Origin of the sequence: Burkholderia sp. WSM2232 (assembly GCF_000472545.1) — a bacterium.
Lineage (GTDB): Bacteria > Pseudomonadota > Gammaproteobacteria > Burkholderiales > Burkholderiaceae > Paraburkholderia.
In genome coordinates, this window is sequence record NZ_AWZV01000012.1 from 111246 (window position 1) to 136754 (window position 25509).

The 25509-nt window shown below is 63.3% G+C and carries 25 protein-coding genes and 1 tRNA gene; 8 read left to right on the top strand and 18 right to left on the bottom strand.

Annotated features, from left to right (window positions below):
• Positions 1–2: 2 nt before the first annotated feature.
• Positions 3–410, top strand: coding sequence for an RNA-binding S4 domain-containing protein (locus F757_RS0112815; RefSeq protein ID WP_027211735.1), 408 nt, complete (start codon positions 3–5; stop codon positions 408–410).
• On the opposite strand, the gene F757_RS36165 is transcribed toward F757_RS0112815, so the two are convergent.
• Entirely contained in the window at positions 382–543 is a 162-nt protein-coding gene (locus F757_RS36165; protein ID WP_006047884.1) for a hypothetical protein, read from the bottom strand. The two genes, F757_RS0112815 and F757_RS36165, sit on opposite strands and share 29 nt — an antisense overlap.
• A gap of 373 nt (positions 544–916) precedes the next feature.
• On the opposite strand from F757_RS36165, the gene grpE reads away from it, so the two are divergent.
• The 5 genes from grpE to pabB all read left to right on the top strand — a co-directional run bounded on the left by grpE (position 917) and on the right by pabB (position 7455).
• On the top strand, positions 917–1501 hold the full coding sequence (gene grpE / locus F757_RS0112820; protein WP_027211736.1) for a nucleotide exchange factor GrpE: 585 nt from the start codon (positions 917–919) through the stop codon (positions 1499–1501).
• 64 nt (positions 1502–1565) lie between these two features.
• Positions 1566–2006 carry a thioredoxin family protein gene (locus tag F757_RS33445; RefSeq protein WP_035466734.1) on the top strand — a complete coding sequence of 147 codons (441 nt, stop codon included), beginning with the start codon at positions 1566–1568 and terminating at the stop codon, positions 2004–2006.
• 153 nt (positions 2007–2159) lie between these two features.
• Positions 2160–4124 carry a molecular chaperone DnaK gene (dnaK, locus tag F757_RS0112830; RefSeq protein ID WP_027211737.1) on the top strand — a complete coding sequence of 655 codons (1965 nt, stop codon included), beginning with the start codon at positions 2160–2162 and terminating at the stop codon, positions 4122–4124.
• Between the two features lie 270 nt (positions 4125–4394).
• Positions 4395–5534, top strand: a complete 1140-nt coding sequence (gene dnaJ / locus F757_RS0112835) for a molecular chaperone DnaJ (RefSeq protein ID WP_025601559.1) — start codon at positions 4395–4397, stop codon at positions 5532–5534.
• Positions 5535–5559: 25 nt separating this feature from the next.
• Positions 5560–7455 carry an aminodeoxychorismate synthase component I gene (gene pabB, locus F757_RS0112840; RefSeq protein ID WP_027211738.1) on the top strand — a complete coding sequence of 632 codons (1896 nt, stop codon included), beginning with the start codon at positions 5560–5562 and terminating at the stop codon, positions 7453–7455.
• Positions 7456–7678: 223 nt separating this feature from the next.
• Here pabB and panB read toward each other — a convergent pair whose 3' ends face one another.
• The 7 genes from panB to F757_RS0112875 form a co-directional block, all read right to left on the bottom strand.
• Entirely contained in the window at positions 7679–8494 is an 816-nt protein-coding gene (gene panB, locus F757_RS0112845) for a 3-methyl-2-oxobutanoate hydroxymethyltransferase (RefSeq protein ID WP_027211739.1), read from the bottom strand.
• Between the two features lie 32 nt (positions 8495–8526).
• Entirely contained in the window at positions 8527–9207 is a 681-nt protein-coding gene (locus F757_RS0112850) for a deoxynucleoside kinase (RefSeq protein WP_013338103.1), read from the bottom strand.
• Entirely contained in the window at positions 9204–9737 is a 534-nt protein-coding gene (folK, locus tag F757_RS0112855) for a 2-amino-4-hydroxy-6-hydroxymethyldihydropteridine diphosphokinase (RefSeq protein ID WP_027211740.1), read from the bottom strand. Before folK ends, F757_RS0112850 begins: the two co-directional genes overlap by 4 nt.
• A 49-nt stretch (positions 9738–9786) precedes the next feature.
• Positions 9787–11385: a polynucleotide adenylyltransferase PcnB gene (pcnB, locus tag F757_RS0112860; RefSeq protein WP_027211741.1), complete on the bottom strand. Its 1599-nt coding sequence runs from the start codon at positions 11383–11385 to the stop codon at positions 9787–9789.
• A complete protein-coding gene (locus tag F757_RS0112865) occupies positions 11382–12068 on the bottom strand; it encodes an HAD family hydrolase (protein ID WP_027211742.1) in 687 nt (228 codons plus the stop codon). Before F757_RS0112865 ends, pcnB begins: the two co-directional genes overlap by 4 nt.
• The gene (hda, locus tag F757_RS0112870) at positions 12061–12804 is read right to left on the bottom strand and encodes a DnaA regulatory inactivator Hda (protein ID WP_013338107.1); all 744 of its coding nucleotides are present in this window, start codon (positions 12802–12804) and stop codon (positions 12061–12063) included. The genes F757_RS0112865 and hda overlap by 8 nt, the downstream gene beginning before the upstream one ends.
• A gap of 70 nt (positions 12805–12874) precedes the next feature.
• The gene (locus tag F757_RS0112875; RefSeq protein ID WP_027211743.1) at positions 12875–13951 is read right to left on the bottom strand and encodes an AI-2E family transporter; all 1077 of its coding nucleotides are present in this window, start codon (positions 13949–13951) and stop codon (positions 12875–12877) included.
• Positions 13952–14099: 148 nt separating this feature from the next.
• Here F757_RS0112875 and purM point away from each other — a divergent pair, with 148 nt between their 5' ends.
• A complete protein-coding gene (gene purM, locus F757_RS0112880; protein ID WP_013338109.1) occupies positions 14100–15167 on the top strand; it encodes a phosphoribosylformylglycinamidine cyclo-ligase in 1068 nt (355 codons plus the stop codon).
• Between the two features lie 205 nt (positions 15168–15372).
• Here purM and miaA read toward each other — a convergent pair whose 3' ends face one another.
• Together miaA and mutL are read right to left on the bottom strand one after the other, a co-directional pair.
• On the bottom strand, positions 15373–16326 hold the full coding sequence (gene miaA, locus F757_RS0112885) for a tRNA (adenosine(37)-N6)-dimethylallyltransferase MiaA (RefSeq protein ID WP_027211744.1): 954 nt from the start codon (positions 16324–16326) through the stop codon (positions 15373–15375).
• 43 nt (positions 16327–16369) lie between these two features.
• Positions 16370–18442: a DNA mismatch repair endonuclease MutL gene (gene mutL / locus F757_RS0112890; protein ID WP_027211745.1), complete on the bottom strand. Its 2073-nt coding sequence runs from the start codon at positions 18440–18442 to the stop codon at positions 16370–16372.
• 194 nt (positions 18443–18636) lie between these two features.
• Here mutL and F757_RS0112895 point away from each other — a divergent pair, with 194 nt between their 5' ends.
• Entirely contained in the window at positions 18637–19302 is a 666-nt protein-coding gene (locus F757_RS0112895; RefSeq protein WP_027211746.1) for a DedA family protein, read from the top strand.
• A 114-nt stretch (positions 19303–19416) separates the two neighbouring features.
• On the opposite strand, the gene F757_RS0112905 is transcribed toward F757_RS0112895, so the two are convergent.
• The 8 genes from F757_RS0112905 to tolQ all read right to left on the bottom strand — a co-directional run bounded on the left by F757_RS0112905 (position 19417) and on the right by tolQ (position 25441).
• On the bottom strand, positions 19417–19791 hold the full coding sequence (locus tag F757_RS0112905; protein ID WP_027211747.1) for a hypothetical protein: 375 nt from the start codon (positions 19789–19791) through the stop codon (positions 19417–19419).
• Positions 19792–20135: 344 nt separating this feature from the next.
• Positions 20136–20211: transfer RNA gene (locus F757_RS0112910), tRNA-Lys, on the bottom strand.
• Between the two features lie 330 nt (positions 20212–20541).
• Positions 20542–21291 (bottom strand): tol-pal system protein YbgF, encoded by a 750-nt coding sequence (gene ybgF / locus F757_RS0112915; protein ID WP_027211748.1) that lies wholly within the window; start codon positions 21289–21291, stop codon positions 20542–20544.
• 19 nt (positions 21292–21310) lie between these two features.
• The gene (pal, locus tag F757_RS0112920; protein ID WP_013338115.1) at positions 21311–21820 is read right to left on the bottom strand and encodes a peptidoglycan-associated lipoprotein Pal; all 510 of its coding nucleotides are present in this window, start codon (positions 21818–21820) and stop codon (positions 21311–21313) included.
• Positions 21821–21851: 31 nt separating this feature from the next.
• Positions 21852–23144, bottom strand: a complete 1293-nt coding sequence (gene tolB / locus F757_RS0112925; protein WP_013338116.1) for a Tol-Pal system beta propeller repeat protein TolB — start codon at positions 23142–23144, stop codon at positions 21852–21854.
• A gap of 137 nt (positions 23145–23281) precedes the next feature.
• Positions 23282–24310 (bottom strand): cell envelope integrity protein TolA, encoded by a 1029-nt coding sequence (gene tolA / locus F757_RS0112930; RefSeq protein ID WP_027211749.1) that lies wholly within the window; start codon positions 24308–24310, stop codon positions 23282–23284.
• Positions 24307–24753, bottom strand: coding sequence for a protein TolR (tolR, locus tag F757_RS0112935; RefSeq protein ID WP_013338118.1), 447 nt, complete (start codon positions 24751–24753; stop codon positions 24307–24309). The genes tolA and tolR overlap by 4 nt, the downstream gene beginning before the upstream one ends.
• A 10-nt stretch (positions 24754–24763) precedes the next feature.
• Positions 24764–25441 (bottom strand): protein TolQ, encoded by a 678-nt coding sequence (tolQ, locus tag F757_RS0112940; RefSeq protein ID WP_006047860.1) that lies wholly within the window; start codon positions 25439–25441, stop codon positions 24764–24766.
• Positions 25442–25509: the final 68 nt, after the last annotated feature.

The following is a 25509-nucleotide window of genomic DNA, read 5'->3' on the forward strand; positions in this document are numbered from 1 at the left end:
CTATGAATTACAGGATTTCAACCGAACCCGGCGCGAAACTGCGCATCGACAAATGGTTGTGGGCGGCGCGCTTCTTCAAGACGCGCTCGCTTGCGGCGGATGCTGTCGAGAAGGGCCGGGTGCGCATCGGCGGGGCCAACGTGAAGCCGGCCAAAGACGTGCGAGTCGGCGACCTGGTGGAAATCGAGATCGAGCGCTTCGTGTGGCAGGTGCAGGTGCTGGGCGTATGTGACGTGCGCGGGCCGGCCACCGTTGCGCAGACGCTCTACGCGGAAACCGACGAAAGCCGGGGAAAGCGCCAGGCGGAGCATGAACGCCGCAAGACGTACCGCGAGCCGGCCGAGACGCTGCACGGCCGCCCGACCAAGCGCGACCGCCGCATTATCGACAGATTTTCAGGTGGGGATTGAACAGTTGTTCCATGGTCGCGTTCACGCCGCCGTATTCGGTGGTGTGATCGTTGACCGCCCCGGACATACAGATGGTCGTGGTGCCCGCAACGAGTACCAGCGCGACCACCGAGATTGCAAAGGTCAGCTTCACGGTACCCCCTTATGGGATGGTGCAGGAAAGAAACGAGCTAGCCAGGTGGAAATTGCAAAGGCGCGGAAAGCGTTACGTCAGATTAGGGTTAACGAGGTTTTCCCGCCGCGTAACTGGAGCATAGGTCACTTGCTCGCGCCGCTCAATCTGAATCTGATTGCGCCGCGCTCATGGTTGTAACCGGGCATTTCCGCGTTTCGCCGGCGCCGTGAAAATTTGCCGGGAGGCGCTTGAAATGGTCATTCGCGGCCCCAACTGCCGTTCCGATACGCGGTGGCGGGCCTGCATCCTTGTCGCAATTTTGCAACGCACAAATCGCGGCAGCATACGCGCCGCCGCCGTGGGCCTTTAATTCTTAACGACTTTCAGCGACATGGAAAACACGCAAGAGAACCCGACGAGCCAGAATCCCACGCCCGCGGAAGAAGCCGCGCGCCCGGCCGCCGAGGCGGCCACTCCGGAGCAGGAAGCCGCAGCGAGCGTGGCCACGGACGCGCCGGCAACGGGTGCGGAAGCCGCGTTGGCTGAAGCGCAGGCCAAAATCGCCGAACTGCAGGAGAGCTTCCTGCGGGCCAAGGCCGAAACCGAAAACGTGCGCCGTCGCGCGCAGGAAGACGTCGCGAAGGCGCATAAGTTTGCTATCGAGAACTTCGCGGAACACCTGCTGCCGGTCATCGACAGTCTGGAAGCGGCCGTTGCCCATTCGTCCGACGACCTCGCGAAAGTGCGCGAAGGCGTCGAGCTCACGCTGCGCCAGCTGACCGGCGCGTTGGAGAAGGGCCGCGTCGTCGCGCTGAATCCGGTGGGCGAGAAGTTCGACCCGCATCGCCATCAGGCCATCTCGATGGTCCCGGCGGATCAGGAGCCGAACACCGTGGTCGCCGTGCTGCAAAAAGGCTTCGTTATCGCCGACCGCGTGCTGCGTCCGGCGCTCGTAACGGTGGCGGCGCCCAAGTAGGTCCGCAAGCCCGTGTAAGGCGCTTCGCGGGCGTTTCGCTATTCGACACCAGGCGAACCTCATCATGGCCAATGTTCCGGTAGACGCTACTGCGTTTTCGGTATTCGACATGAAGGAACTGGGCGCGGACTCGTTCGACGCCGGCCTTGCTGAAGCGGGCGACGAACTCGCGGTCGTGTTCTTCTGGGGGCTTGACTGCTTCAACTGCGAAATTGCCAAGAAGGCGATGCTGGCGCAACCGGAGGCGGTCCGGGCGCTCGGTCTGCGGTGGTTTCACAGCAATGTCTACGAGCATCGTGAGCTCGGCCGTCGCTTCATGCTGCACGGCGTGCCCACGTGGTTTTTCTTTCATCGTGGCAAACGGCTTGGGCGGGCGACGGGCTGGCATGGCCTCGCGCAGTTTCAGGCTGCTGTGGCCGCCGCGCGGGACAAAATCCGGGCGGGCGGCCCACAGGCCGGTTCGGCGGCCTCAGGCACGAGCACGGGCGGCGCGCCGCACGATTGAAAAAAATTAAAGACCGCATCGTAAAAGAGGTCTTGAAAACGGTGCGGACGCACTTATGTTGAGTGCAGGTATGAATTCAGGGGCGCAGCGCCTTACGGCCGAACGGCGAACAGGGCGCTTGCCGCAGCGATCAAAGTCAGGAGATTAGTAAAAATGGGCAAAATCATCGGTATCGACCTCGGCACGACCAACTCGTGCGTGGCGATCATGGAAGGCAATTCGGTCAAGGTGATCGAGAACTCGGAAGGCGCGCGCACCACGCCGTCGATCATTGCGTACATGGAAGACGGCGAGATTCTCGTCGGCGCGCCTGCCAAGCGTCAGTCGGTCACCAACCCGAAGAACACGCTGTACGCGGTCAAGCGCCTGATCGGCCGCCGCTTCGAAGAGAAAGAAGTCCAGAAGGACATCGGCCTCATGCCGTACAAGATCATGAAGGCCGACAACGGCGACGCATGGATCGAAGTGCGCGAACAGAAGCTCGCTCCGCCGCAAATCTCCGCGGAAGTGCTGCGCAAAATGAAGAAGACCGCTGAAGACTACCTCGGCGAGCCGGTCACCGAAGCTGTGATTACGGTTCCCGCGTACTTCAACGACAGCCAGCGCCAGGCAACCAAGGACGCTGGCCGCATCGCCGGTCTGGAAGTCAAGCGCATTATCAATGAACCGACCGCAGCCGCTCTGGCATTCGGTCTGGACAAGAACGAGAAGGGCGACCGCAAGATCGCGGTGTATGACCTGGGCGGCGGTACGTTCGACATTTCGATCATCGAAATCGCGGACGTGGACGGCGAGAAGCAGTTCGAAGTGCTGTCCACCAACGGCGACACGTTCCTTGGCGGTGAAGACTTCGACCAGCGCATCATCGACTACATCATCGGCGAGTTCAAGAAGGAGCAGGGCGTCGATCTGTCGAAAGACGTGCTCGCACTGCAGCGCCTGAAGGAATCGGCTGAAAAGGCCAAGATCGAGCTGTCTTCGAGCCAGCAGACCGAAATCAACCTGCCGTACATCACGGCTGACGCGTCGGGTCCGAAGCATTTGAACCTGAAGATCACGCGCGCCAAGCTCGAAGCGCTGGTCGAGGAACTGATCGAACGCACGATCGAACCGTGCCGCGTGGCGATCAAGGACGCAGGCGTGAAGGTCGGCGAGATCGACGACGTGATTCTGGTCGGCGGTATGACCCGTATGCCGAAGGTGCAGGAAAAGGTTAAGGAATTCTTCGGCAAGGACCCGCGCCGTGACGTGAACCCGGACGAAGCCGTGGCCGTCGGCGCCGCGATTCAAGGTCAGGTTCTGTCGGGCGACCGCAAGGACGTTCTGCTGCTCGACGTGACCCCGCTGTCGCTCGGCATCGAAACGCTCGGCGGCGTGATGACGAAGATGATCAACAAGAACACCACGATCCCGACCAAGCACTCGCAGGTCTATTCGACGGCCGACGACAATCAGAGCGCCGTGACGATCAAGGTGTATCAGGGCGAACGCGAAATGGCGGCGGGCAACAAGCTGCTGGGCGAGTTCAACCTGGAAGGCATTCCGCCGGCACCGCGCGGCACGCCGCAGATCGAGGTGAGCTTCGACATCGACGCGAACGGCATTCTGCACGTCGGCGCGAAAGACAAGGCAACCGGCAAGGAAAACCGCATCACGATCAAGGCGAACTCGGGTCTGTCCGAAGCCGAAATCGAGAAGATGGTGAAGGACGCCGAAGCGAACGCGGAAGAAGATCACAAGCTGCGTGAGCTGGCCGATGCCCGCAACCAGGGCGACGCGCTGGTGCACAGCACGAAGAAGGCGCTCACCGAATACGGCGATAAGCTGGAAGCCGGCGAGAAGGAGAAGATCGAAACCGCGCTGAAGGACCTCGAAGATACGCTGAAGAGCGGTTCGAGCGACAAGGCCGCGATCGAAGCCAAAATCGAAGCAGTCGCAACGGCCTCGCAGAAAATGGGCGAGAAGATGTACGCCGACATGCAGGCTGCGCAAGGTGCGCAAGCCGCGGCAGCAGGCGCGGCGGGCGCGAGCGCGGGTTCGGGCGCTTCGGCTGGTGGCGCGAGCCAGCAGCAGGACGATGTGGTCGACGCCGAGTTCAAGGAAGTCAAGAAGGACTAAAGCCAGGTCGCATTCCGACCGTAAAGCCGCACACGGGTCAAGTGTGCGGCCCGGCTGCACAAGGAACCGCGCCTCATCCGGCGCGGCAACGTGCAAGAGCGGTTATCACGCCTGGCGAGCCTTTTGGGCTCTCCGGGCACATTTGTTTTATGGAGGGCGTTGTTTTTGGCCGCATTCATGCGGCATGAAACAGCGGCCGGACGAGTCGTGAGACTCCAGCATTCAAGAGGAGCCACCGCGCGGCACTCTCGCGGGGGGCGTTGAACCGATATGGCGAAACGGGATTACTACGAGGTTCTGGGCGTCGCAAAGAACGCGAGCGACGACGAAATCAAGAAGGCTTATCGCAAACTCGCGATGAAGCACCACCCCGACCGCAATCCGGGCAACAAGGATGCGGAAGAGCATTTCAAGGAGGTGAAGGAAGCCTACGAAATGCTCTCGGACTCGCAAAAGCGTGCCGCATACGACCAGTATGGGCATGCGGGCGTCGATCCGAACATGGGCGGCGCCGGCGCGCAGGGCTTCGGCGGTTTTGCGGATGCATTCGGCGATATTTTCGGCGACATCTTCGGCCAGGCAGCCGGTGGCGCGGCACGCGGCGGCGGCCGTGCGGGCCCGCAGGTGTATCGCGGCGCCGACCTGCGCTACAGCATGGAAATCACGCTGGAGCAGGCGGCGCATGGATACGACACGCAAATCCGCGTGCCGAGCTGGGTCTCGTGCGAAGTCTGTCACGGCTCCGGCGCGAAGCCCGGTACCAAGCCGGAAACGTGTCCGACCTGTAGCGGCTCCGGCGCGGTGCGCATGTCGCAAGGTTTCTTCAGCATCCAGCAGACGTGTCCGAAGTGTCACGGCACCGGCACCTATATTCCTGAACCGTGTGCTCACTGCCACGGCGCGGGCAAGGTGAAGGAAACCAAGACGCTGGAAGTGAAGATTCCGGCAGGTATCGACGACGGCATGCGTATCCGTTCCGCCGGCAACGGCGAGCCGGGCATCAACGGCGGGCCGTCGGGCGATCTGTACGTCGAGATCCACATCAAGCAGCATTCGGTCTTCGAGCGCGACGGCGACGACCTGCATTGCCAGATGCCGATTCCGTTCACCACGGCGGCGTTAGGCGGCGAAATCGAAGTGCCCACGCTGGCGGGTCGCGCGAGCTTCACGGTGCCGGAAGGCACGCAGTCGGGCAAGACCTTCCGGTTGCGCGGCAAGGGCATCAAGGGTCTGCGTTCGAGCATTGCGGGCGATCTTTACGTGCACGTGCAGGTCGAAACGCCGGTCAAGCTGACGGAATCGCAGCGCGACCTGCTCAAGCAGTTCGAAAAAGCGTTGGTGGAAGGCGGCGCGCGGCATAGCCCGCAAAGCAAGAGCTGGTTCGACCGGGTGAAGAGCTTCTTCGATTAACTGCGGTTTGAAGTTGGCGGCAAGCATGACGGCAGATGAGCGCGGCGCGGTGTTTGCATTGCTGGATGACTGCGACGCGTCGGCGGCGCGCCGCTCGAGCCGTCTGTACACGGGTTTCGTGCATGAGCGCGTGTGTGCAGACGTCGCGCAGCTCGAGGCCGTATGCGAGGCCGCCCAAGCGGACGCGCGCTCGGGCCTCTTCGCCGTTGTGCTTGCCGACTATGAGTTCGGCCGGCATCTACTCGGCGGAGCATCCGCTCCGTCTTTGAAAACGCAGCATGGCAATGCCACGCTGCGTTTTTTGTTATTCGAGCGCTGCGAAAAGCTCTCCCGCGACGAGGTCGACGCGTGGCTCGTCCAGCAGGACGGCGGGCTTGCCGAACCGTCGGCGGCGGGTACGGCCAATGTGCGCGAAAGCGTGGAGCCGCAGGAGTTCAACGCGGCCATCGGCGCCATTCACGCGGCCTTGCGCGCGGGCGACTCGTATCAGGTCAACTACACATACCGGCTCAGCTTCGACGTGTTCGGTTCGCCTGCCGCGCTGTATCGGCGCTTGAGAGTGCGTCAGCCGGTTCGCTACGGCGCACTGATCGCGCTGCCCGGCGGCACGTGGGTGTTGTCGTGTTCGCCGGAGCTGTTCGTCGAAAAGCAGGATGCGACCTTGCGTGCGCGTCCGATGAAAGGCACGGCGCCCCGTTCCGCAGATCCGGCGACGGACCGTGCCGCTGCCGAGTTCCTGCGCAGCGATCCCAAGAATCGCGCTGAAAACGTGATGATCGTGGATCTGTTGCGTAACGATCTGTCGCGCGTCGCGCAGACCGGCACGGTTAAGGTGCCTGCGTTGTTTTCCGTCGAGCCCTATGCATCGGTCTGGCAGATGACGTCGACAGTGCAGGCCGCGCTGCGGCCCGGCACGTCGTTCGCCGCGATATTGCGCGCGCTCTTTCCATGCGGCTCGATCACCGGCGCGCCGAAGCATCGCACGATGCAGTTGATCGACGCGATCGAGAGCACACCGCGCGGGCTTTATACCGGAGCGATAGGCTGGCTCGACGCGGCGCCCGAGCCCGGGCAGGCAGGCGCTGGGGAGCAGGTTTGCGGCGACTTCTGCATGTCCGTTGCGATTCGCACGCTGACTTTGGAGCCCAGCGCGCAAAGCGGCTTGCTGCGCGGCACGATGGGCATAGGCGCGGGCATTGTGCTGGACAGCGTGGCCGAGGACGAATACGCGGAGTGTCGATTGAAAGCGCGCTTTCTGACCGGCGCCGAGCCCGGCTTCGAGCTTTTCGAAACCATGTACGCGACGCAGGAGGCAGGCGTGCGTCATCTGTCGCGCCATCTCGCAAGATTGTCGGCTAGCGCGGCGACCTTTGGCTTTGCATTCGACGAGCAAGCTGTTCGCGCGCAAATCGCGGAAAAATGCGCGTCTTTGTCGTCGCTCACGCCGCACCGGATGCGCCTCGCGCTAGGCAAGAGCGGCGCGACGCAAATCACGGCCGCGGTGTTGACGCCGTTGGCCGAGTCGAGCGTCGGCGTGTTGCTTGCAACCGAGCATGGCTTCGCGGCCCTGCAAGCCGGCGATCCGCTGCTGCGCCACAAGACCACGCGCCGCGCCGAATACGACCGCGGCTGGCGCGAAGCCGAGGCAAGAGGCGCCTTCGACACGCTGTTCTTCAACGAACGCGGTGAATTGACGGAGGGCGGCCGATCGAACGTATTCGTGAAGCTTGACGGACGCTGGTGGACGCCGCCGCTCGACTCGGGCGTGCTGCCGGGCGTGATGCGAGGCGTTCTCCTCGAGGAAGACACGAGCCTGCAAGCAGCTGAAAGAGTGCTGACACACGAGGACGTGTTGAATGCGCAAGCGCTAATGATCTGCAATGCGCTGCGTGGGGCAATGCCGGCGCGGCTTGTTCGTTAAAGCGCGGACCGGGCGGCAGCAGCTTGCATAACGAGACGGTGGAGCGATAAGTGCTCGATGCATGAGCGCCTGAACGCTGCGACCGCGGCGAGCACGCTTTTTAGCTCATCAACCCTGGGAGCATCCAGCCTGCACGTTCGCCACAGTCGCGGCTTGCGCGGCACGCCCGGCGCGCCGACCGACATCACGGCTCCCGGTCAATATCCGCGCCGCCGACCTGTGCTCAAAAAGTGTGCTCAGGCCCAGGAAACGTCCCATCCTTCACTGCGCGCACATAGGCTTCCACCGCCGCGAGGATGCTCGGCTGCCCGTGCATGAAGTCCTTCACGAAGCGCGGGCGCTTGCCCGGAAAAATCCCCAGCATGTCGTGCAACACGAGCACCTGACCCGAGCAATCGAGCCCCGCGCCGATGCCGATGGTCGGAATCCGCAACTGCTTCGTGACCTCGCTCGCGAGCAGCGTCGGTATTGCTTCCATCACGATGAGTTGGGCGCCGGCCGCCTGCATCGCCAGCGCGTCGCGCAGCAACTGGCTCGCACCCTGCTCGGTCTTGCCTTGCACCTTGAAGCCGCCGAACGCGTGGACCGACTGCGGCGTCAGGCCAACGTGCGCGCATACGGGAATCGAGCGTTCGACCAGAAAGCGCACGGTGTCGGCGAGCCACTCGCCGCCTTCGAGCTTCACCATCTGCGCGCCAGCGCGCATCAGTTCGACTGAACTTTTATAGGCTTCTTCAGGCGTGCCGTAAGTGCCGAACGGCAGATCGGCGACGATCAGCGCCGCGGGCCGCGCACGCGCCACACTGGCCGTGTGGTACGCAATGTCCGCGAGCGAAACCGGCAGCGTGGTGGTCTGCCCTTGCAACACATTGCCCAGCGAGTCGCCAATCAGGAGAACGTCGACGCCCGCGCGCTCGAGGAGCGCCGCGAAGCTCGCGTCGTAGCAGGTGAGCATGGCGATCTTCTCGCCGGCGTCGCGCATCGCCTGCAGTTTCGGCACGGTGATCGCGTTGCGGCTCGTTTCCTGCAAATAGGTCATGGTCAATCCGTTGAAAGAGAGGCATGCGCTGCTTAGAGCGACGTGCCTTTGACAAAGAATTCCTTGCGTCCGCGCATGGTTTCGATGCGTTCGGCGAGTAGCGCAAGGTCCGCGTCGGAGTCGAGCGGATTCAGATGTTCGGCATTGACCGTGAGCACCGGCGTGCGGTCGTAGTGGTAGAAAAACTGGTTATACGCGTCGCAGAGCGCATGCAGATATGCATCGGAAATCTGTAGCTCCATAGGCACCGCGCGCTTCTGGATTCGCGAGAACAGCACCTCGGGGCTCGCCTGCAGATACACGACGAAGTCCGGCGCTGGTGCGCTCACCTCGAGCCGCGCGGCAAGCGCCCGGTACAGATGCCACTCGTCTTCCTGCAGCGTAAGGCGCGCGAAGATGTCGTTCTTCTGCGTCATGAAATCCGCGATGAGCGGCGTGCCCTCCATATGCGCGGCACTGACTTCCTGCGCCTGTTGCGCGCGTTGCAACGCGAAATGAAGTTGGGCGGGCAGCGCATAACGCGCAGTGTCGCGATAAAAACGTTCGAGGAAAGGATTGTCCTGGGGCCGCTCGAACAATTCCTGCATCGACCAGCGTTGCGCGAGGCGCCGGGCAAGCGATGTCTTGCCGACGCCGATTGGCCCTTCAATCGCGAGATAGCCGAACGGAGGCCGCAATTGCGGCGCGGTCACGGTGAGAGGCGGTGAATTCATTCGCAGCGGCCCTTGCCGGCGTTGAGTGCGTTGAGCGTCAGGCACTGACAGGGCCCTTTGATTTTCTCGATGCGTTGCGCGCGCACGCCGTCGAGCAGCGCGTCGGCGCGCCCGTGCCGCGGAATGACGAGCGCGGCGTCGATTTCGACGAGCGGCACCAGTGCAAACGCGCGTTCCACGAGGCGGGGATGCGGAACGATCAGGTCGGCTTCGTCGATGGATTGATCGCCGTAGAGCAGGATGTCGAGATCGAGTGTTCGCGGTGCGTTGCGAAAGGGCCGCTCCCGGCCGAACTGATGCTCGATCTTATGGCACAGCGCGAGCAGATGCCGCACGGGCAGCGTCGTGTCGATCTTCACGACGCAGTTGAAATAGTCGTCGCCGCCCGCGTCGATCGGGGCAGTGCGATACAGGCTCGACTTGGCGAGCACGGTGATGGTGTGCTGTTGTGCGAGGCACACCACCGCGTCTTTCAGGGTCTGGCGCGCGTCCCCGAGATTCGCGCCGAGGCCGAGATAAGCAACCGTCATGGCATAACTTCCTGCAACTAACGTTCGACGGCTTCAGCGAAACGCTGCGTCAATCTTCGCGCGGGCTGTCGTGGCCCGCTTCGGTATCTGCGCGTTCGGCTGGCATGCCGTCCTCCATTCCGTCGCCCGATTTGCGGTTCCTGGCGCCACCGCCGCGCCGCCGTCGTTTTCTGGGGCTTCGGTCCTTCCCGCCTTGCGTGAGCAGTGCTTCACGCGCCGCGGCGTCTCCTTCTATGAACTCCGTCCACCACGCTCCGACCGACTCGTCGAGTTCGCCCGACTCGCAGCGCAACAGGAGGAAATCATACCCCGCTCTAAATCTTTGGTGTTCCAGCAGCTTCAGCGCGCTTCTTCCCGAGCGTTTCTCGAGGCGCAACTGCAAGCCCCAGATTTCGCGCATGTCCGACGAGAACCGCTTGTGGATGGCGAGTTTCTCGGTTTGCATGTCGAGCACTTCGTCCATCGCGCGATGCAGCGCGGGCACCGGATATTCGCCGTTCGCCTCGAACTTCTGCCAGCGCTGCTGTACGTCGTGCCACAAAAGTGTGGCGAAAAGAAAACCGGGCGACACCGGCTTGCCGGCACGCACGCGCGCGTCGGTATTGTTGAGCGCAAGCGTGATGAATTTTTCGCCAGTAGGCTGTTCGAGCACCACGTCGAGCAGGGGCAGGAGCCCGTGATGCAGACCTTCCTGACGCAAGCGCTTCAGGCACGCCAGAGCGTGACCGGACAGCATGAGCTTGAGCATCTCGTCGAACAGACGCGCCGCCGGCACGTTGTTGATCAGATCGGCCATGCTCGCGATCGGCTCGCGCGTCGCCCCGTCTATTTCAAAGTCGAGTTTGGCGGCAAAACGCACCACCCGCAGCATGCGCACCGGATCTTCGCGATAGCGCGTGGCCGGATCGCCGATCATGCGCAGCAGACGCGCGCGCACGTCGGCCATGCCGTTGTGATAGTCGAGCACGGTCTCCGTGGCCGGATCGTAATACATCGCGTTGATCGTGAAGTCGCGGCGCGTGGCGTCTTCGTGTTGCTCGCCCCACACGTTGTCGCGCAGCACGCGGCCGCTTGCGTCAACTGCGTGGGTGCGGCGGTCAAGTTCGTCGCGCTTCAGGCGCCGCGGCGGCGCAGCGTCCGCCGCAGGCGGATCGACCAGCGCGCGGAACGTCGAGGTTTCGATGATCTCCTGGCCGAACTGCACGTGTACGATCTGAAACCGCCGGCCGATGATGCGCGCGCGGCGGAACAGCTTCTGCACCTGTTCGGGCGTGGCGTCGGTCGCGACGTCGAAGTCTTTCGGCTTGATGCCAAGCAGCAGGTCGCGCACCGCACCGCCGACGATAAACGCCCGGTGCCCAGCCTGTTGGAGCCCTTCGGTCACCCGAATCGCGTTGCGCGAGATCAGCGCGGGGTCGATGCCGTGCACGTCGTGCGGAATGATGACCGGCACGTCCGGGTCGCGCACCGCCTTGGCGGGCGCGCCGCCGCGGGCCGGCTTGCGGCGCGCGCGGCCTGCACCGGCGGCGCCTGCTGCATTGCGTGCCGGTGCGCTGCCGGCTTCGTCTGCGTCGGCTTCAGCCGGCAGCGTGTCTTCGGCGGATGCTGTGTCCTGCCCGAATAGCTTGCGAATGAGTTTTTTGATCACGTGGGTTGAAAGAGTTCGAGGATGCGCCAGCCTTTGGCCTCTGCATGGGCACGCAATGTGTCGTCGGGATTGGTCGCGATCGGGTCGGTGACCTTTTCGAGCAGCGGAATGTCGTTGTGCGAATCGCTGTAGAAATAGCTGCGCTCGAAGTCGCTCCAGTTCTTGCCGAGCGACGCGAGCCATGCCTCGGTGCGCACGATCTTGCCTTCCTTGTAGCTCGGCGTGCCGGTGGGGCGGCCGGTGTAGGCAGAGTGCGGCTGGCCGTCGACGGTTTCGGCTTCGCAGGCGATCAGCGTGTCCACGCCGAATGCGCTTGCGATGGGACGGGTGATGAATTCGTTCGTGGCCGTGACCACGCAGCACAGGTCGCCGGCTTCGCGGTGTTGCTTGACCAGTTCGACGGCCGCAGGAAGGATGGCCGGGGTGATCACCTCATGCATGTACTGCGCGTGGAAGTCGGCGAGTTGCGCGCGCGTGTATTTGGCGAGCGGTGTGAGCATGGCGATCAGGTAGGCGTGAATGTCGAGCTTGCCGGCCTTGTAGTCGGCGTAAAAGCGGTCGTTTTCACGGGCGAAATTTTCGGCGTCGACCATGCCGTGTTTCACCATGAAGCGACCCCATTCGTGGTCGCTGTCCGTAGGAATGAGCGTGTGGTCGAGGTCGAAGAGTGCGAGATTAGCCATGGGGGTCTATTTTACTTGAAGCGGCGGACGACGCGGCGGGCGCCTCCTGGGCGGGAGAAGCCAGCATCGTGCGCAAAAGCGGCAGCGTGACCGCGCGCTTCTGTTCCAGCGAAAAACGGTCGAGTGCGTCGAGGAGCGCCATCAGGCTCGGCATGTCGCGGCGAAAATGCGTGAGCAGATAGGCGGGCACGTCGTCGGCGAGCATGATGCCGCGCTCGCGCGCCGCGCGCTTCAGTACCGCCGCCTTGGCCTCGTCGGGCAGCGGCGCGAGGTGGAACACGAGGCCCCAGCCGAGCCGCGTGCGCAGGTCCTCGCGCACCGTCATGCCGATGGGCGGCGCGTTGCCGGTGGCGACGAGCGCGCTCGTGGGGTGCGCGCGCACCTCGTTGAAGAGGTTGAACACGGCGATCTGCTGTGCGGCGGAAAGGGCGTCGCAATCGTCTATTGCATAGAGCGCCACGCGCGGATCGAAACCGAACGCGGCGAGGCTGCTTTGCGGACCCGCGAAACGCGCATGGCCCGGCGGCGCTTCATGCACCAGCGCCTGCAGCAGATGCGTGCGGCCGCTGCCCGCTTCGCCCCACACGTAAAAGGTCCGATCGGCGAGCGGCCCGGCGGCGAGCGCGCTGTCGAGCTCGCGCAGGCGCGTGACCAGTTCGGCGTTCGCGCCGGCGAAAAAATTGTCGAATGTCGATGGCGGCGGAGTGCCGAGATCGAGCGTCAGTTGACGAAGCACAGTAGGTTAATGCCGAAAGTAGGGCTCGCGCCGCGAGGCGCCGCACGAGCCGGAACAGCGAAGCAAAAAATCAGTTGTTGTACAGCGTGCTTTCCAGATAGCTTTGCCGCAGCTCGCGCACCGCCACCGAGAGAATCGCGCTTACCGGCAACGCGAGCAGCACGCCGAAAAAGCCGAACAACTGACCGAACGCGAGCAACGCGAAAATCACCGCGAGCGGATGCAGGCCGATGCGCTCGCCAACCAGACGCGGCGTGAGGAAAAAGCTCTCGACGATCTGCCCCACGCCGTAAATCAGCGCGACGGCGCCGAAGCCGTACCAGTTGCCGAACTGCAGCAACGCCGCGAGCAGCGCGAGCGCAAGGCCGGTTGCGAAGCCAACGTACGGAATGAACACCGCGAGCCCTGTGAAAATGCCCACCGGCAGCGCGATCTCGAAGCCGGCGATAGACAGCGCGGCCGCATAGAACACGGCCAGCACGCCCATTACAAGCAACTGGCCGCGCAAGTATTGCGAGAGCATCTGGTCCATGTCGCGCGCGAGTTGCAGCGTCTTGTCGAGCCAGCGCCGCGGCACCACGCTTTGCACGCGCAGCAGCATGCGGTTCCAGTCGTACAGCAGATAGAACAGCACGAGCGGCACCATGATCAGGTTGCCGATCACCGCCATCATGACGTTGCCGCTCGTCACGATGGAGGTCCACGCATAGCGCGCGACGGTCTGCGCGCTGCCTTCGAGCTGTCCCATCACGAGATCGCGCACGCTTGCGAAGTCGAGCGAATCCGCGAGGCCGAGCAGCGCGAGCTTGGGTTGCAGCCATGCATTGACATGGGTGAAGAGCAACGGCACCTGCTGGCGCAACTGCGGCCCTTCTTTCTGGATCACGGCGAACACCAGCAGCACGAGCAGCGTCATCAGCAGCGTGAACAGCAGCATCATCAGCAAGGCTGCGAGCGCGCGCGGTACGCGCCGGCGCACCATCCACGCGACGCCCGGCTGCAGGATGTACGCGAGAATCGCGCCGAGCAGAAAAGGCGTAAGAACCGGGCTGAGCAGCCACAGCAGAATGCCGACGCCGAGCGCAATGGCGAGCCAGATGAAGGCGCGGCGCTGCACCGGAGTCAGTATCGGGGCGTTCTGTTGCAAAGTTGTTTCCCTGGTGTCGTTGGAACCGGATGAGCAAATTCCAGCCAGCCGGCCCGCAACGCTGTATGGACCGCAGTCAGCGCCAAGCGCCAACTCTGGATCGGCATCGGGTAAAATCGCATTTTACCGACCTTCGAGCACTCCCCCCATGAATCAACCGAAATCCGCCCCGAATTCCACTGATTCGGCCCAAGGGTTGTCGTACCGCGACGCTGGCGTGGACATCGACGCGGGCGACGCGCTGGTCGACGCAATCAAGCCTTTCGCCAAAAAGACCATGCGCGACGGCGTGCTCGGCGGCATCGGCGGATTCGGCGCGCTGTTCGAGGTGCCGAAGCGGTACAAGGAGCCGGTGCTCGTGTCGGGCACGGACGGCGTGGGCACCAAGCTGCGCCTCGCGTTCCAGTTGAACAGGCACGACACCGTGGGCCAGGATCTGGTCGCGATGAGCGTGAACGACATTCTCGTGCAAGGCGCGGAGCCGCTCTTTTTCCTCGACTACTTCGCGTGCGGCAAGCTCGACGTGGGCACCGCAGCCACGGTCGTGAAGGGCATCGCGCAGGGTTGCGAGCTGGCGGGGTGCGCGCTGATCGGCGGCGAAACGGCTGAAATGCCGGGCATGTATCCGGACGGCGAATACGACCTGGCCGGCTTCGCAGTCGGCGCGGTGGAGAAAAGCAAGATTATCGACGGCAGCACGATTGCCCCGGGCGACGTAGTGCTGGGTCTCGCCTCGAGCGGCATCCATTCGAACGGTTTTTCGCTGGTGCGCAAGATTATCGAGCGCGCGCAGCCCGATCTGAACGCGGACTTCGACGGCCGTTCGCTTGCCGACGCACTGATGGCGCCCACGCATATCTACGTGAAGCCGCTGCTCGCGCTGATGCAGCAGATCGCCGTGAAGGGCATGGCGCACATCACGGGCGGCGGGTTGGTCGAAAACATTCCGCGCGTGCTGCGCGAGGGCTTGACGGCCGAGCTCGATCATCGCGGCTGGCCTCTGCCGCCGCTCTTTTCGTGGCTGCAGAAGCACGGCGGCGTGGCCGACGCGGAGATGCATCGCGTATTCAACTGCGGTATCGGCATGGCAGTCGTGGTATCGGCTGCGGATGCGGACGCCGCAATCGGTCTGTTGTCGGCCGCGGGCGAGCAGGTCTGGAAAATCGGCGTGATTCGCGAGAGCGCGGCTGGTGAAGCGCAGACGGTTGTCGTCTAACTGAGTTTTATGGGCGCCTGTGACACGCCCGTGTCATAGGCCCGTTCATAGGCGCGCTGTAAAGCGCCACAGCCTGCATGGCGTGAAGGTCGTCGTCGCCGTGCAGGCTTCCGGATTTTGGCCGCACGATCGCGCTAGCGGGTCGGGTATGGCCGCGTCGAGGAAGCCGGATCGCGTTCCATTGCACGATTGCGCTATCGCGGCATCAAGCCCCGATCAGTCTTTCGACTACCTCGAGCACCCGCGCCGTCGCCTGCGGGTCGCAGCAGTCCACCACCACCCGCTCATTCATGCCGCGCAGCCATGTGAGCTGCCGCTTGCACAATTGCCGGGTCGCAAACACGCCCTTGTCGCGCATGGTCGAATAGTCGACCACGCCGTCCAGATACTCCCAGACCTGCCGGTATCCGACGCAGCGCATCGACGGCATGTCCGGCGACAAGTCTCCGCGTGCGCGCAGCTGCACCACTTCATCGACGAAACCGTTGGCCAGCATGGCGTCGAAACGCTGTTCAATGCGCGCGTGCAGCACGCTCCGCTCGGACGGCTCAAGCGCAATCGGCACGAAGTGCCACTGGGCCGCAGCCTCATCGGTGCGGGCCGGGGCCGCGAGCAGTGCCGACATCGGTTCGCCGGTTAGCAGGAACACTTCGAGCGCGCGCTGGATGCGCTGCGAATCGTTAGGCGCGAGGCGCGCCGCGGTCGCCGGATCGACGGCCGCCAGCCGCGCATGCAGCGCGGGCCAGCCGTCGCGCGCGGCGTCGGCGTCGAGTTGCGCGCGCACGGTGGCATCGGCGGCGGGCAGGTCGTTGAGCCCTTGCGTCAGCGCCTTGTAGTACAGCATCGTGCCGCCGACGAGCAGCGGCAGCCGCCCGCGCGCGCTGATTTCGGCGCTCAGGCGCAACGCGTCGGCGCGAAATTGAGCGGCTGAATAGGCGTCGGCCGGATCGACAATATCGATCAGATGATGCGGCGCGACCGCGCGTTCCTCGGCGCTTGGCTTGGCGGTGCCGATGTCCATGTCGCGATAGACCAGCGCCGAATCGACGCTCACGATTTCGACCGGGTGCCTTGCCGCCAGCGCGAGTGCGGCCGCCGTCTTGCCGGACGCGGTCGGGCCGAGCAGACAGGGAACCGGTGTGGACTTGCGTGCGCTCATGAGGACGCCGCCGCTCGCGGCGCAGGTCGCGGAAAACGCACGGTCACTGTCCGCGCATGAACAGGCGGTCGAGATCGGCGAGCGTCAATTGATACCACGTGGGACGCCCGTGGTTGCATTGATCGGCGCGCTCGGTCGCCTCCATCTGACGCAGCAGCGCGTTCATCTCATCGAGCGTGAGACGACGGTTCGCGCGCACCGCGTGATGGCAGGCGAGCGTGCCGAGCAGTTCATGCTGACGCTCGGTCAACACGCGTGAGCCGCCGTACGCATGCAGATCCGACAGAACAGCGCGCGCCAACGCCTGCAGATCGGCGTCCTTGAGCAACGCGGGCACCGCGCGGATGGCAAGCGTGGTCGGCGACAGCACGGCGAGATCGAAGCCGAGTGCGTCGAGCGTGGCGCGCTCTTCTTCGACTGTGCCGATTTCCACCGCGTCGGCCTGCATGGTTTGCGGAATCAGCAGCGGCTGCACGGCAATCGAGCGATCGGCAAGCGCATTCTTGAACTGCTCGTAGAGAATGCGCTCGTGCGCTGCATGCATATCGACGATGACGAGGCCGTGCGCGTTCTGCGCGAGTACATAGATGCCGTGAATCTGGCCGAGCGCGAAACCGAGCGGCTGGTCGTCGGCGGGATTGAAGGCGGGCGGCGCGTAGGGCGCCGACGGGCTGTAGGGCGACGGGCCTTCGGCGGCGGAATCGCGCGCTTCGAAAAGCGTCGCAGCCTGCGGCGCGCCCGCCTGGGTGTCTTTGCGGCCGAACAGGGCGTCGTAGAAGGCAAGGGGCTGCGCGACCGGGAGCGTGCCTTGGGTCATGCGCGACTGGCGCAGCCACGTATTGCCCGGCTGCGACTGCGACCCGTTGAAGCCACCGGTTGCCGAACCGGCTGATGTGTTATGAGCGAAGCCGCCTGCGCTGCCCGCGCCATTCGCGGTGTTCATTGCTCCTGCTGCGCCCGATCCGACACCGGCCACTGGCGACGCGCCGAACGAGACCGCTCCGCCAGCGGAAGCCTGCAGATGCGCTGCGTGGCCGCCCGCGGTGGTCTCCGGCGACGCGCCCGCATGGCGCGCCAGCGCCCGCTGAACGGCGTGGAAGACGAACTGATGGATCGAGCGCGAGTCGCGAAAGCGCACTTCGATTTTCGACGGATGCACGTTCACGTCCACCGCTTCGGGCGGCAAATCGAGAAACAGCACATATGACGGGTAACGGTCGCCGTGCAGGACGTCTTCATAGGCGGCGCGCACCGCATGCGTGAGCAGCTTGTCGCGTACGAAGCGCCCGTTGACGAAGAAGTATTGCTGGTCCGAGCGCCCGCGGCTCGCGGTCGGCAGACCCGCGCAACCGTAGACGGCGAGCGGGCCGGCGGATTCGTCGAGCGGCAGATGAGCCGTCGCGAAAGTTTCGCCGAGAATCTTCGCGACCCGCACCGGCGGTTCGCTTGCGTTCCAATGCTCGACGGCCTTGCCGTTGTGCAGCACCGAAATCGCGACGTCCGGGCGCGCGAGCGCAGCGCGGCGGATCTGTTCGAGGCAATGACCAAGCTCCGTCTGTTCGCTCTTCAGGAATTTGCGGCGCGCCGGCGTATTGAAGTACAGCTCGCGGACTTCGATGGTCGTGCCTTGCGCGCCCGCTGCCGGGCTCAGAACACCGGTTTGCGCATCGACGCGCACCGCATGCGGCGCCTCGGCCGTGCGGCTCGTGATAGTCATTTGCGCGACCGACGCGATGGAAGCCAGCGCCTCGCCGCGAAACCCCAGCGTGGCGACCGCCTCCAGCTCGGCGAGCGAGCGGATCTTGCTCGTCGCGTGGCGCATCAGGGCGAGCGCCAGTTCGTTCTCAGGAATACCGCAGCCGTCGTCGGTCATCGAAATACGTTTGACGCCGCCTTCGTCGAGCAGGATGCGCAGCGTGCGCGCGCCCGCATCGAGCGCGTTCTCGAGCAACTCCTTGACGACCGAGGCGGGCCGCTCGACCACTTCGCCGGCGGCAATCTGACTGATGAGCTGATCAGGCAGCGGCTGGATTGCGCGCAGCGGCCGTGGGACTGGCGCGGCGGCAGCAGCGGTCGGGGCGTCGGCGCGGGCGGCCGTTTCGGAGAATTCGGACATGGCCAAATTATAGCGATTTGAGCGCAGCGGCCGCCAAATGGCGGAAACATGCCCGAGATTTTTCAGGCTCGCCCGGGCACTTTCGGTATCATGACGCGGTCAATTTGGGGCGTCAGGCGATGCCCGACGCTATCGCTCGCAGATCTTTGCCGAACGCCCCGCCGCAATCACTCTCGCTTCATAAAGGACGCTTTTTGGACACGCTGCTACATCTCGCCAACCTTGTGCTGCACATCGACAAATTCCTCGGAGAATTCATCCACGTGTACGGCGCCTGGGTTTATGCGGTGCTGTTCCTGATCGTTTTCTGCGAAACCGGGCTCGTGGTTCTGCCGTTTTTGCCTGGCGATTCGCTGCTGTTCATAGGCGGGGCATTCTGCGCGTCGGGACAGATGAGTCTGGGGCTGCTGATCTTGCTGCTGCTCGTTGCAGCCACCACCGGCAATACCGTCAACTATATGATCGGGCGAGCCATTGGTCCGAAGGTTTTCAACTCGCGCATTCCCATGCTGGAGCGTTTCCTGGACCGGCGCGCGCTGCAGAAAACGCACGACTTTTATGAAAAGCATGGCGGCAAGACCATCGTGCTCGCGCGCTTCATTCCGATCGTGCGGACGTTTGCCCCGTTCGTCGCAGGCGCTTCGGAAATGACGGTCAGCCGCTTTCAGCTTTTCAATATTGCTGGCGCGCTGTTCTGGGTGCTGCTGCTCGTGCTGCTTGGGTATTTCTTCGGCAACATCCCATTCATTCGCCAGTATTTGAATGTGATCGTGCTGGTCGGCATTGGTGCCGCGATTGTGCCGGTCGTGCTCGGCGCGTTGTGGAAGATGATGCGCAAGAACGCGTCAAAGCCAGGTTGAGAGGGAGGACGCGCGGTCTACTCGCCGCGTTGGCAGCATGAAGAAACGGCGTTGCGATTTTTTCGCGACGCCGTTTTTGTTTGCGGGCTTCGCACGCTCGAACGGCTGCGCCGCTCACATCGGCAAATGAGATTTCGAATAGGGCGATGTAGGGATGACGAGCCCTGCGCGCGGACTTGCTTTGGCCGACCGATTGCGGCGGCGCACGCTGTTCCAGGCGAAGGCCACAATGACAGTCAACGCGTAAGCCGCGGTGCGGGCGACAAACGCCGATTGCGTGCTGAACTGGCCGTAGCGCGTCCGGGCGTCGGCGAATACGAGAAAGGTGAGCGCGGCGTCCAGCAGCACCGCTGCGCATGCCAGCGCGGCAAACACGCGCGGACCGTTCAGCGCAACGCCAGGGATCAGCCGATTGCAGACATGGCACGCGATGAGCACGATCGCCAGCAATGCAAAATTCGAGACGATATCGAACAGAAAATTGGTCATATCCATGAAATGAAGGCGCCGCGCATTGCGGTGTTGCGGGAGCGTCTGCCCGCGCTGATGGACAGCGGCCGGGCCAGACGGCGGCGATCATTGCACGTCTTTATGTCTCAATAAATGCTCAGATTCGCAGTCCGTAGCGTTGTCGGAATGCGCGAAGTCGGGCGGGCGAAAGGGCGGGACTTGGTGCGGGAAATGTCCCAAAGCGCTGTCAGGTTTCGACTTTCTGGCTTATGGATTCTTGCTTGGAAGGGGCGTCGACAAAACGCGGATCCGTTGCAGACGGAAACCGCGACGCAAAAAGAAAAGGGCTTACGACGCTGACGCGTGTAAGCCCTCGAATCTTTTGGTAGGCCGTACGGGATTCGAACCTGTGACCAACGGATTAAAAGTCCGCTGCTCTACCAGCTGAGCTAACGACCCAAAAGAGAAGCGAAATTATAGCGACGGCCCTGCGGGGCTGTCAACCCATTGGGCGTATCCGGCAACGGCAGCACCCGCGGGAAGCAGTTCAGATAGTGAAAAGCCCGGGCACGGAGACCCGGGCTCTTCAGCGAGAGGCGCGCGTGACTATCTTGTCTGCACGTAGACACTGCGCGTTACTGCCAACTGCTAAACGCCACTAGTGAGCACGATTACGGGAACGCAACCACCGAACCGTAACTGCGCCAACACAAACAGCCAACGCAACCAGCCAACGCAATCAGCCAACACAGCGAACGCAACGAGCCAGCGGCCCCTGCAACCGCCAGCCTACTTGATCTGCGACAGCTTGCTTTGCGCCGACTGTGCAACGTTCGAGCCGCCATATTGCGCAACGATCTGCTCGAGCGTCTTCTTGGCCGCAGCCTTCTGGCCTTGCTCGATCTGATTGTTGGCAATTGCCAGCAATGCTTCCGGCGCCCGCGGATGCTGTGGATAATTCTTCACCACACCCTGCCAGGTCGCCGTCGAACCCTTGTAATCGCGCAATGCATACAGTGCATTGCCGAGCCAGTACTGCGCGGTCGGCTGATACGGGCTGTTCGGAAACTTCGCGATGAAGCTGCGGAATGATGCCGCAGCGCTCTTGAAGTCGCCATTGCGAAACTGCTGTGAAGCCGCGTTGAACGCATCGGTTTCGCCCGGCTGGACCTCGCCCTGGACGCCGTCCACCGTTTGTTGCTGCGGCTCGAACTTCTTCAGGCGCGTGTCCAGATCGGTGTAGTAGTCCTTCTGCTGTTTTTGCAGCGTGGCGAGCTGATTGCCCATGTCCTCGTTCTGCCCGCGCAGCGTCGCGACCTGCTGGTTGAGCTGGTCGAGACGGTTGGACTGATCGAGGATGGTGCGCTGGGCCGCCGACAACTGGCTCGACAGACTGTCAGTCTTCGCCCGCAGATCGAGAATGGCCTGGCGGGCCTGATCGTCGTCGAAGATGCCGGCATGCGCGGGCACAGCCACGAGGACCGTGCTCGCGACACAGGCCGCTGCGGCAAACCGCGGCCAGAGGAAACGATGCGTCATTCGGCTCATCACCCGTTACTTACTGTTGATACACGAGATCGGCGCGGCGGTTTTGTGCCCACGACGATTCGTCATGACCCGTGGCTTGCGGCTTTTCCTTGCCGAGGCTCACGGCTTCCATTTGCGAGTCCGTCACGCCCATCAGCGACAGCGAGCGACGCACGGCCTCAGCACGCTTCTGGCCGAGCGCCAGGTTGTATTCGCTGGTGCCGCGCTCGTCGGTGTTACCCTGGATCAGCACGTGGCGTTGCGGATGGCTCTTCAGGTATTGCGCGTGTTGTTGCAGCAGCGACTGGTAGTCGTCCTTCACCGAGTAGCTGTCGAAATCGAAGTAGATGCTGCGCTTCGCGAGCGGGCTGTTCGGGTCGTTCAGCGGGTCGACGTTCACTTGCGCGACATCGTTCGGGTTCGGCTGCGTGGAGACAGCGCCGCCCTTGTTAGCGTTTTCATCAAGCTTGACGCCCGAATGGCACGCGGCCAGTGCACCGACCATCAGAACTGCAAATGCGAAGCGAAGTTTGGACATCATTTTTTACTCTCCTTGTGTTATTGCATCAACGTTATTGCATGAATGGGCCCCAGGACGGCTCGCGTACGCTGCCCCCCTGCACTGACAGGACCTGCCGGGTGCGACCGTCGGTCGAAACCGCAGCCAATACGCCACGGCCGTTCACCTGAGTGGCGTAAAGAATGTACTGACCGTTCGCCGCAAAGCTCGGCGATTCGTCATGTGTCGTGTCCGTCAGGCCGGTGGCGGTTCCGCCTTGCAGGTCCTGGATATACAGCTTGAAGCCGCCGCCGACGCGCGAAATATACGCGAGTTGTTTGCCGTCGGGGCTCACGCGCGGGCTCGTGTTGTAGCTGCCGGTGAAGGTGACGCGCTGCGCGGCGCCGGCGCTTTCGCCCTGCGCCGACATCTTGTAGATCTGCGGCTGGCCGCCACGGTCGCTGGTGAAATAAATGGTCTGGCCGTCCGGCGAGAAAGTCGGCTCGGTGTCGATCGAGCTGCCCTGCGTGAGGCGGCGCAGGCCGCTGCCGTCCGCATTGACCGCAAAGATCTGGGTGTTGCCCGTACGCGAGAGCGCCACGGCGAGCGTGCGCCCGTCCGGCGACCATGCAGGCGCGCTGTTATTGCCCTTCTGATCCGCCACGACAATGCGGCGGCCCGTGGGCAGATCGTGAATGTAGACGATCGGTTTCTTCTTCTCGAACGAGACGTAAGCGACCTTGGTGCCGTCAGGCGACCAGGCCGGCGAGATGATCGGCTCAGGGCTGGAGAGTGCGATGTGCGCGTCCTGGCCGTCAGAATCCGAGATTTGCAACTGATAGCGGTTGCCCGTCTTGATGACGTACGACAGGCGCGTGGCGAACACGCCGCGGCCGCCCATCAGCTTCGCGTAGATGTAGTCGGCCACTTTATGTGCGCTCATGCGCAGGCCGCTCTCGGGGCTCACCAGCACGAGGCCGCCGAGGCTTTCGCCCTTGACCGTGTCGTACAGCTTGAAGCGCACTTCGTACTGGCCGTTCGGCAGGCGGTTCACACTGCCGGCGACGAACGCATTTGCGCCTTTCGCCTTCCAGCTGCCGAGGTCGACCGAAGCCGTTTCTGGCACGGGCGCAGAACCCGCGTCGATATTCGTGAATTTGCCGCTGCGTTGCAGATCCTGACGCACGATGGTGCTGACCTGCTGCGGCGAGTTCGCTTCATTGGCGAAATTCGCCGTTGCGATCGGAAACTGGGTGGACCCGACGCCCGTGACGAGCACGTTGAGTTGCGCGTTCGCGGCGCCGCCGACGGCGATCAGGCACGACGCTACAAGTGTCCGCAGGCCTAGCTTGGTCATCAAACTCATGCTGTATGGTTTCCCCAAAAACGGTTTTACTAAAGCTTCGCGACAGCAGACAGACCGGAAAAGAAGTATTTCGTTCCCAGGTGCGCCGCGCCGGGCGGGGCGCGGTGTCTGCCGTCAAGATACTGTCAGGCTTGCCATCAGCCTGCCGGCCGCAACGTGATCCGGAAGCTCGCCGGTGTCTTTCCGTCGATGTCCTGAGGCATTGGATCGGAGCGCTGAACTGCCCGCAGCGCCGCATCGTCCCAGGCCGAGTTGCCGCTGCTGTGCGCGATGGTTGCGCTCAACAGCGTGCCGGTCGGCGAGCAGCGAACTGCGATAACGGTCTCGAGGCCCTCCGTCTCGCCGCCCCACGTAATGTTCGGCCGCACTACACGGCGCACCTTGTCCGCATAACCGGGCGAAGCCGCGGTGCCGCCCGAGCCGCTGCCCGTGCCGCTCTTGCCGAGGCCATTGCCGGTGGAGCCCGGAGGTCCTGCCATGCCTTGCATCTGCGCGAGCCGCGCGCGACGTTCGGCGTCGAGCTTCTTCGCTTGCGCCGCGGCTTCGGCCTGAGCCTTGGCCTTTGCCGCCTTTTGGGCCTCCGCCTTTTTCTGCGCTTCGGCTTCAGCCTGCTTTTGCGCCTCGGCCTGCTTCTGCTGTTCGTCTTGCTGTTCCTTCAGTTGCTGCTTTTTCTGCTCGGCGAGCTGCTGTTGACGCAGCTTCTCCGCCTGTTGCTGTTGCTGTTGCTGTTGCTTCTGCTTTGCTGCCGCGGCCTTCTGTGCGGCCTGTTCGGCCGCAAGTTCCTGCTGACGCCTGGCTTCCGCTTCCTGCTGAGCTCGCAGCTTCTCCTGACGCTGCTGTTCGGCGAGTTGTGCCTCGCGCGCGGCTTCCTGTTGCTTGCGTTTCTTCTCTTGCAGCGCGATGTCGGCCTGTTCGTCGCGCACCGGTGGAGCAGGGGCGACCGGCACAGGCACCGGCGGTGGCGTGACGGGGCGCGGAATGGCGCTGTCCGGCACCTCCGTCCACAACTCGGCTTCCGCGCCCTCCGGCGTGCTGTTCTGCCACTGGATGCCGTGATACAGGAAGAACCCGAGCAGCGCATGCATCACCAGCGCGAACACAAAGGCTCGCCCGGTGCCGCGTTCACGCGGTGGCTGGAGCGGATATTCGGTGTTCTTACGGATCATTGCGATTTGACGAGCAATCCAACGCGTTTGACGCCTTGAGCCTTCAGCTCGGACATCACATTCATCACGGCTTCATATTTCACGGTCTTGTCGGCTGCGATCACGACGGGCTGGTCGGGATGCGACTGCGCGCGATCGGCGATGAAGCCGTTGAGGCCCGCTTTCGTCATGTCCTCCTGCTGCTGCGCGCCGGAGTCGTCCTTGTACTTGACGCTCATGTTGCCGTCCGCGCGGATGTTGACGATCACCGGCGGTGTTTGCTGCTGCGGCGCCGCGCCGCCGACGGTCGGCAGATTGACGATGGACGGCGCGACGAGCGGCGCGGTCACCATGAAGATGACGAGCAGCACGAGCATCACGTCGATATACGGCACGACGTTGATGTCGGACATTGCGCGGCGCGAGCGGCCGCCGCGCATGCTGGAGGAGCGAGAGCCTGCCATCGTGGACTCCTTAGTGCGCCTGGCGCTGCAGGATGTTCGAGAATTCTTCGATGAAGGTCTCGAAGCGGATCGCCAGACGGTCGATGTCGTGCGCGTAGCGGTTGTACGCGACCACGGCCGGAATCGCGGCGAACAGGCCGATGGCGGTGGCGGTCAGCGCCTCGGCAATACCTGGTGCGACGTTCGCGAGGGTTGCCTGCTGCACGTTGGCGAGTCCGCGAAACGCATTCATGATGCCCCACACGGTACCGAACAGACCGATATACGGGCTTACCGAACCCACTGACGCGAGAAACGCCAGGTTTGCTTCGAGCACGTCCATTTCACGCTGGAATGCCGCCCGCATTGCACGCCGGGCGCCGTCGAGAATAGCGCCTGGGTCGTTCAGCCGTTTTTCCTTGCCTTTGAGGAATTCGCGCATGCCGGATTCGAAAATACGCTCCAGCGCGCCGATGGTGTGGCGGTTGTTGGCAGCGCTCTGATAAAGCGCCTGCAAGTCGCCGCCCGACCAGAAATCGCGTTCGAAACGCTCAGTTTGCGCGCGGGCGCGGCGGATCGCAAACCACTTGCGGAAGATGAAAGTCCACGACAACAGGGACAACAACAGCAGGAGCGCCATGACGGCCTGCGCCAGCAGGCTCGCATTGAGTACGAGAGAAACGATCGACAGATCTTGTGTAGTGTTCATAAAGGTTCGTTTTAACGTCCCGAAAGGGGGCGTCCGGCTTTGCAAGGCCACACGAAGCTTGCCGTGAG

What these genes read in the sequence shown, in the direction of transcription:
- F757_RS0112905 (WP_027211747.1), bottom strand. Translation starts at nt 19,791, where the DNA reads ATGACCAATTTTCTGTTCGATATCGTCTCGAATTTTGCATTGCTGGCG.
- tolB (WP_013338116.1), bottom strand. Translation starts at nt 23,144, where the DNA reads ATGAGTTTGATGACCAAGCTAGGCCTGCGGACACTTGTAGCGTCGTGC.
- tolR (WP_013338118.1), bottom strand. Translation starts at nt 24,753, where the DNA reads ATGGCAGGCTCTCGCTCCTCCAGCATGCGCGGCGGCCGCTCGCGCCGC.
- tolQ (WP_006047860.1), bottom strand. Translation starts at nt 25,441, where the DNA reads ATGAACACTACACAAGATCTGTCGATCGTTTCTCTCGTACTCAATGCG.
- purM (WP_013338109.1), top strand. Translation starts at nt 14,100, where the DNA reads ATGAATCAACCGAAATCCGCCCCGAATTCCACTGATTCGGCCCAAGGG.
- F757_RS0112850 (WP_013338103.1), bottom strand. Translation starts at nt 9,207, where the DNA reads ATGAATTCACCGCCTCTCACCGTGACCGCGCCGCAATTGCGGCCTCCG.
- pabB (WP_027211738.1), top strand. Translation starts at nt 5,560, where the DNA reads ATGACGGCAGATGAGCGCGGCGCGGTGTTTGCATTGCTGGATGACTGC.
- dnaK (WP_027211737.1), top strand. Translation starts at nt 2,160, where the DNA reads ATGGGCAAAATCATCGGTATCGACCTCGGCACGACCAACTCGTGCGTG.
- F757_RS0112815 (WP_027211735.1), top strand. Translation starts at nt 3, where the DNA reads ATGAATTACAGGATTTCAACCGAACCCGGCGCGAAACTGCGCATCGAC.
- folK (WP_027211740.1), bottom strand. Translation starts at nt 9,737, where the DNA reads ATGACGGTTGCTTATCTCGGCCTCGGCGCGAATCTCGGGGACGCGCGC.
- mutL (WP_027211745.1), bottom strand. Translation starts at nt 18,442, where the DNA reads ATGTCCGAATTCTCCGAAACGGCCGCCCGCGCCGACGCCCCGACCGCT.
- pal (WP_013338115.1), bottom strand. Translation starts at nt 21,820, where the DNA reads ATGATGTCCAAACTTCGCTTCGCATTTGCAGTTCTGATGGTCGGTGCA.
- grpE (WP_027211736.1), top strand. Translation starts at nt 917, where the DNA reads ATGGAAAACACGCAAGAGAACCCGACGAGCCAGAATCCCACGCCCGCG.
- miaA (WP_027211744.1), bottom strand. Translation starts at nt 16,326, where the DNA reads ATGAGCGCACGCAAGTCCACACCGGTTCCCTGTCTGCTCGGCCCGACC.
- F757_RS33445 (WP_035466734.1), top strand. Translation starts at nt 1,566, where the DNA reads ATGGCCAATGTTCCGGTAGACGCTACTGCGTTTTCGGTATTCGACATG.
- F757_RS0112865 (WP_027211742.1), bottom strand. Translation starts at nt 12,068, where the DNA reads ATGGCTAATCTCGCACTCTTCGACCTCGACCACACGCTCATTCCTACG.
- ybgF (WP_027211748.1), bottom strand. Translation starts at nt 21,291, where the DNA reads ATGACGCATCGTTTCCTCTGGCCGCGGTTTGCCGCAGCGGCCTGTGTC.
- panB (WP_027211739.1), bottom strand. Translation starts at nt 8,494, where the DNA reads ATGACCTATTTGCAGGAAACGAGCCGCAACGCGATCACCGTGCCGAAA.
- tolA (WP_027211749.1), bottom strand. Translation starts at nt 24,310, where the DNA reads ATGATCCGTAAGAACACCGAATATCCGCTCCAGCCACCGCGTGAACGC.
- dnaJ (WP_025601559.1), top strand. Translation starts at nt 4,395, where the DNA reads ATGGCGAAACGGGATTACTACGAGGTTCTGGGCGTCGCAAAGAACGCG.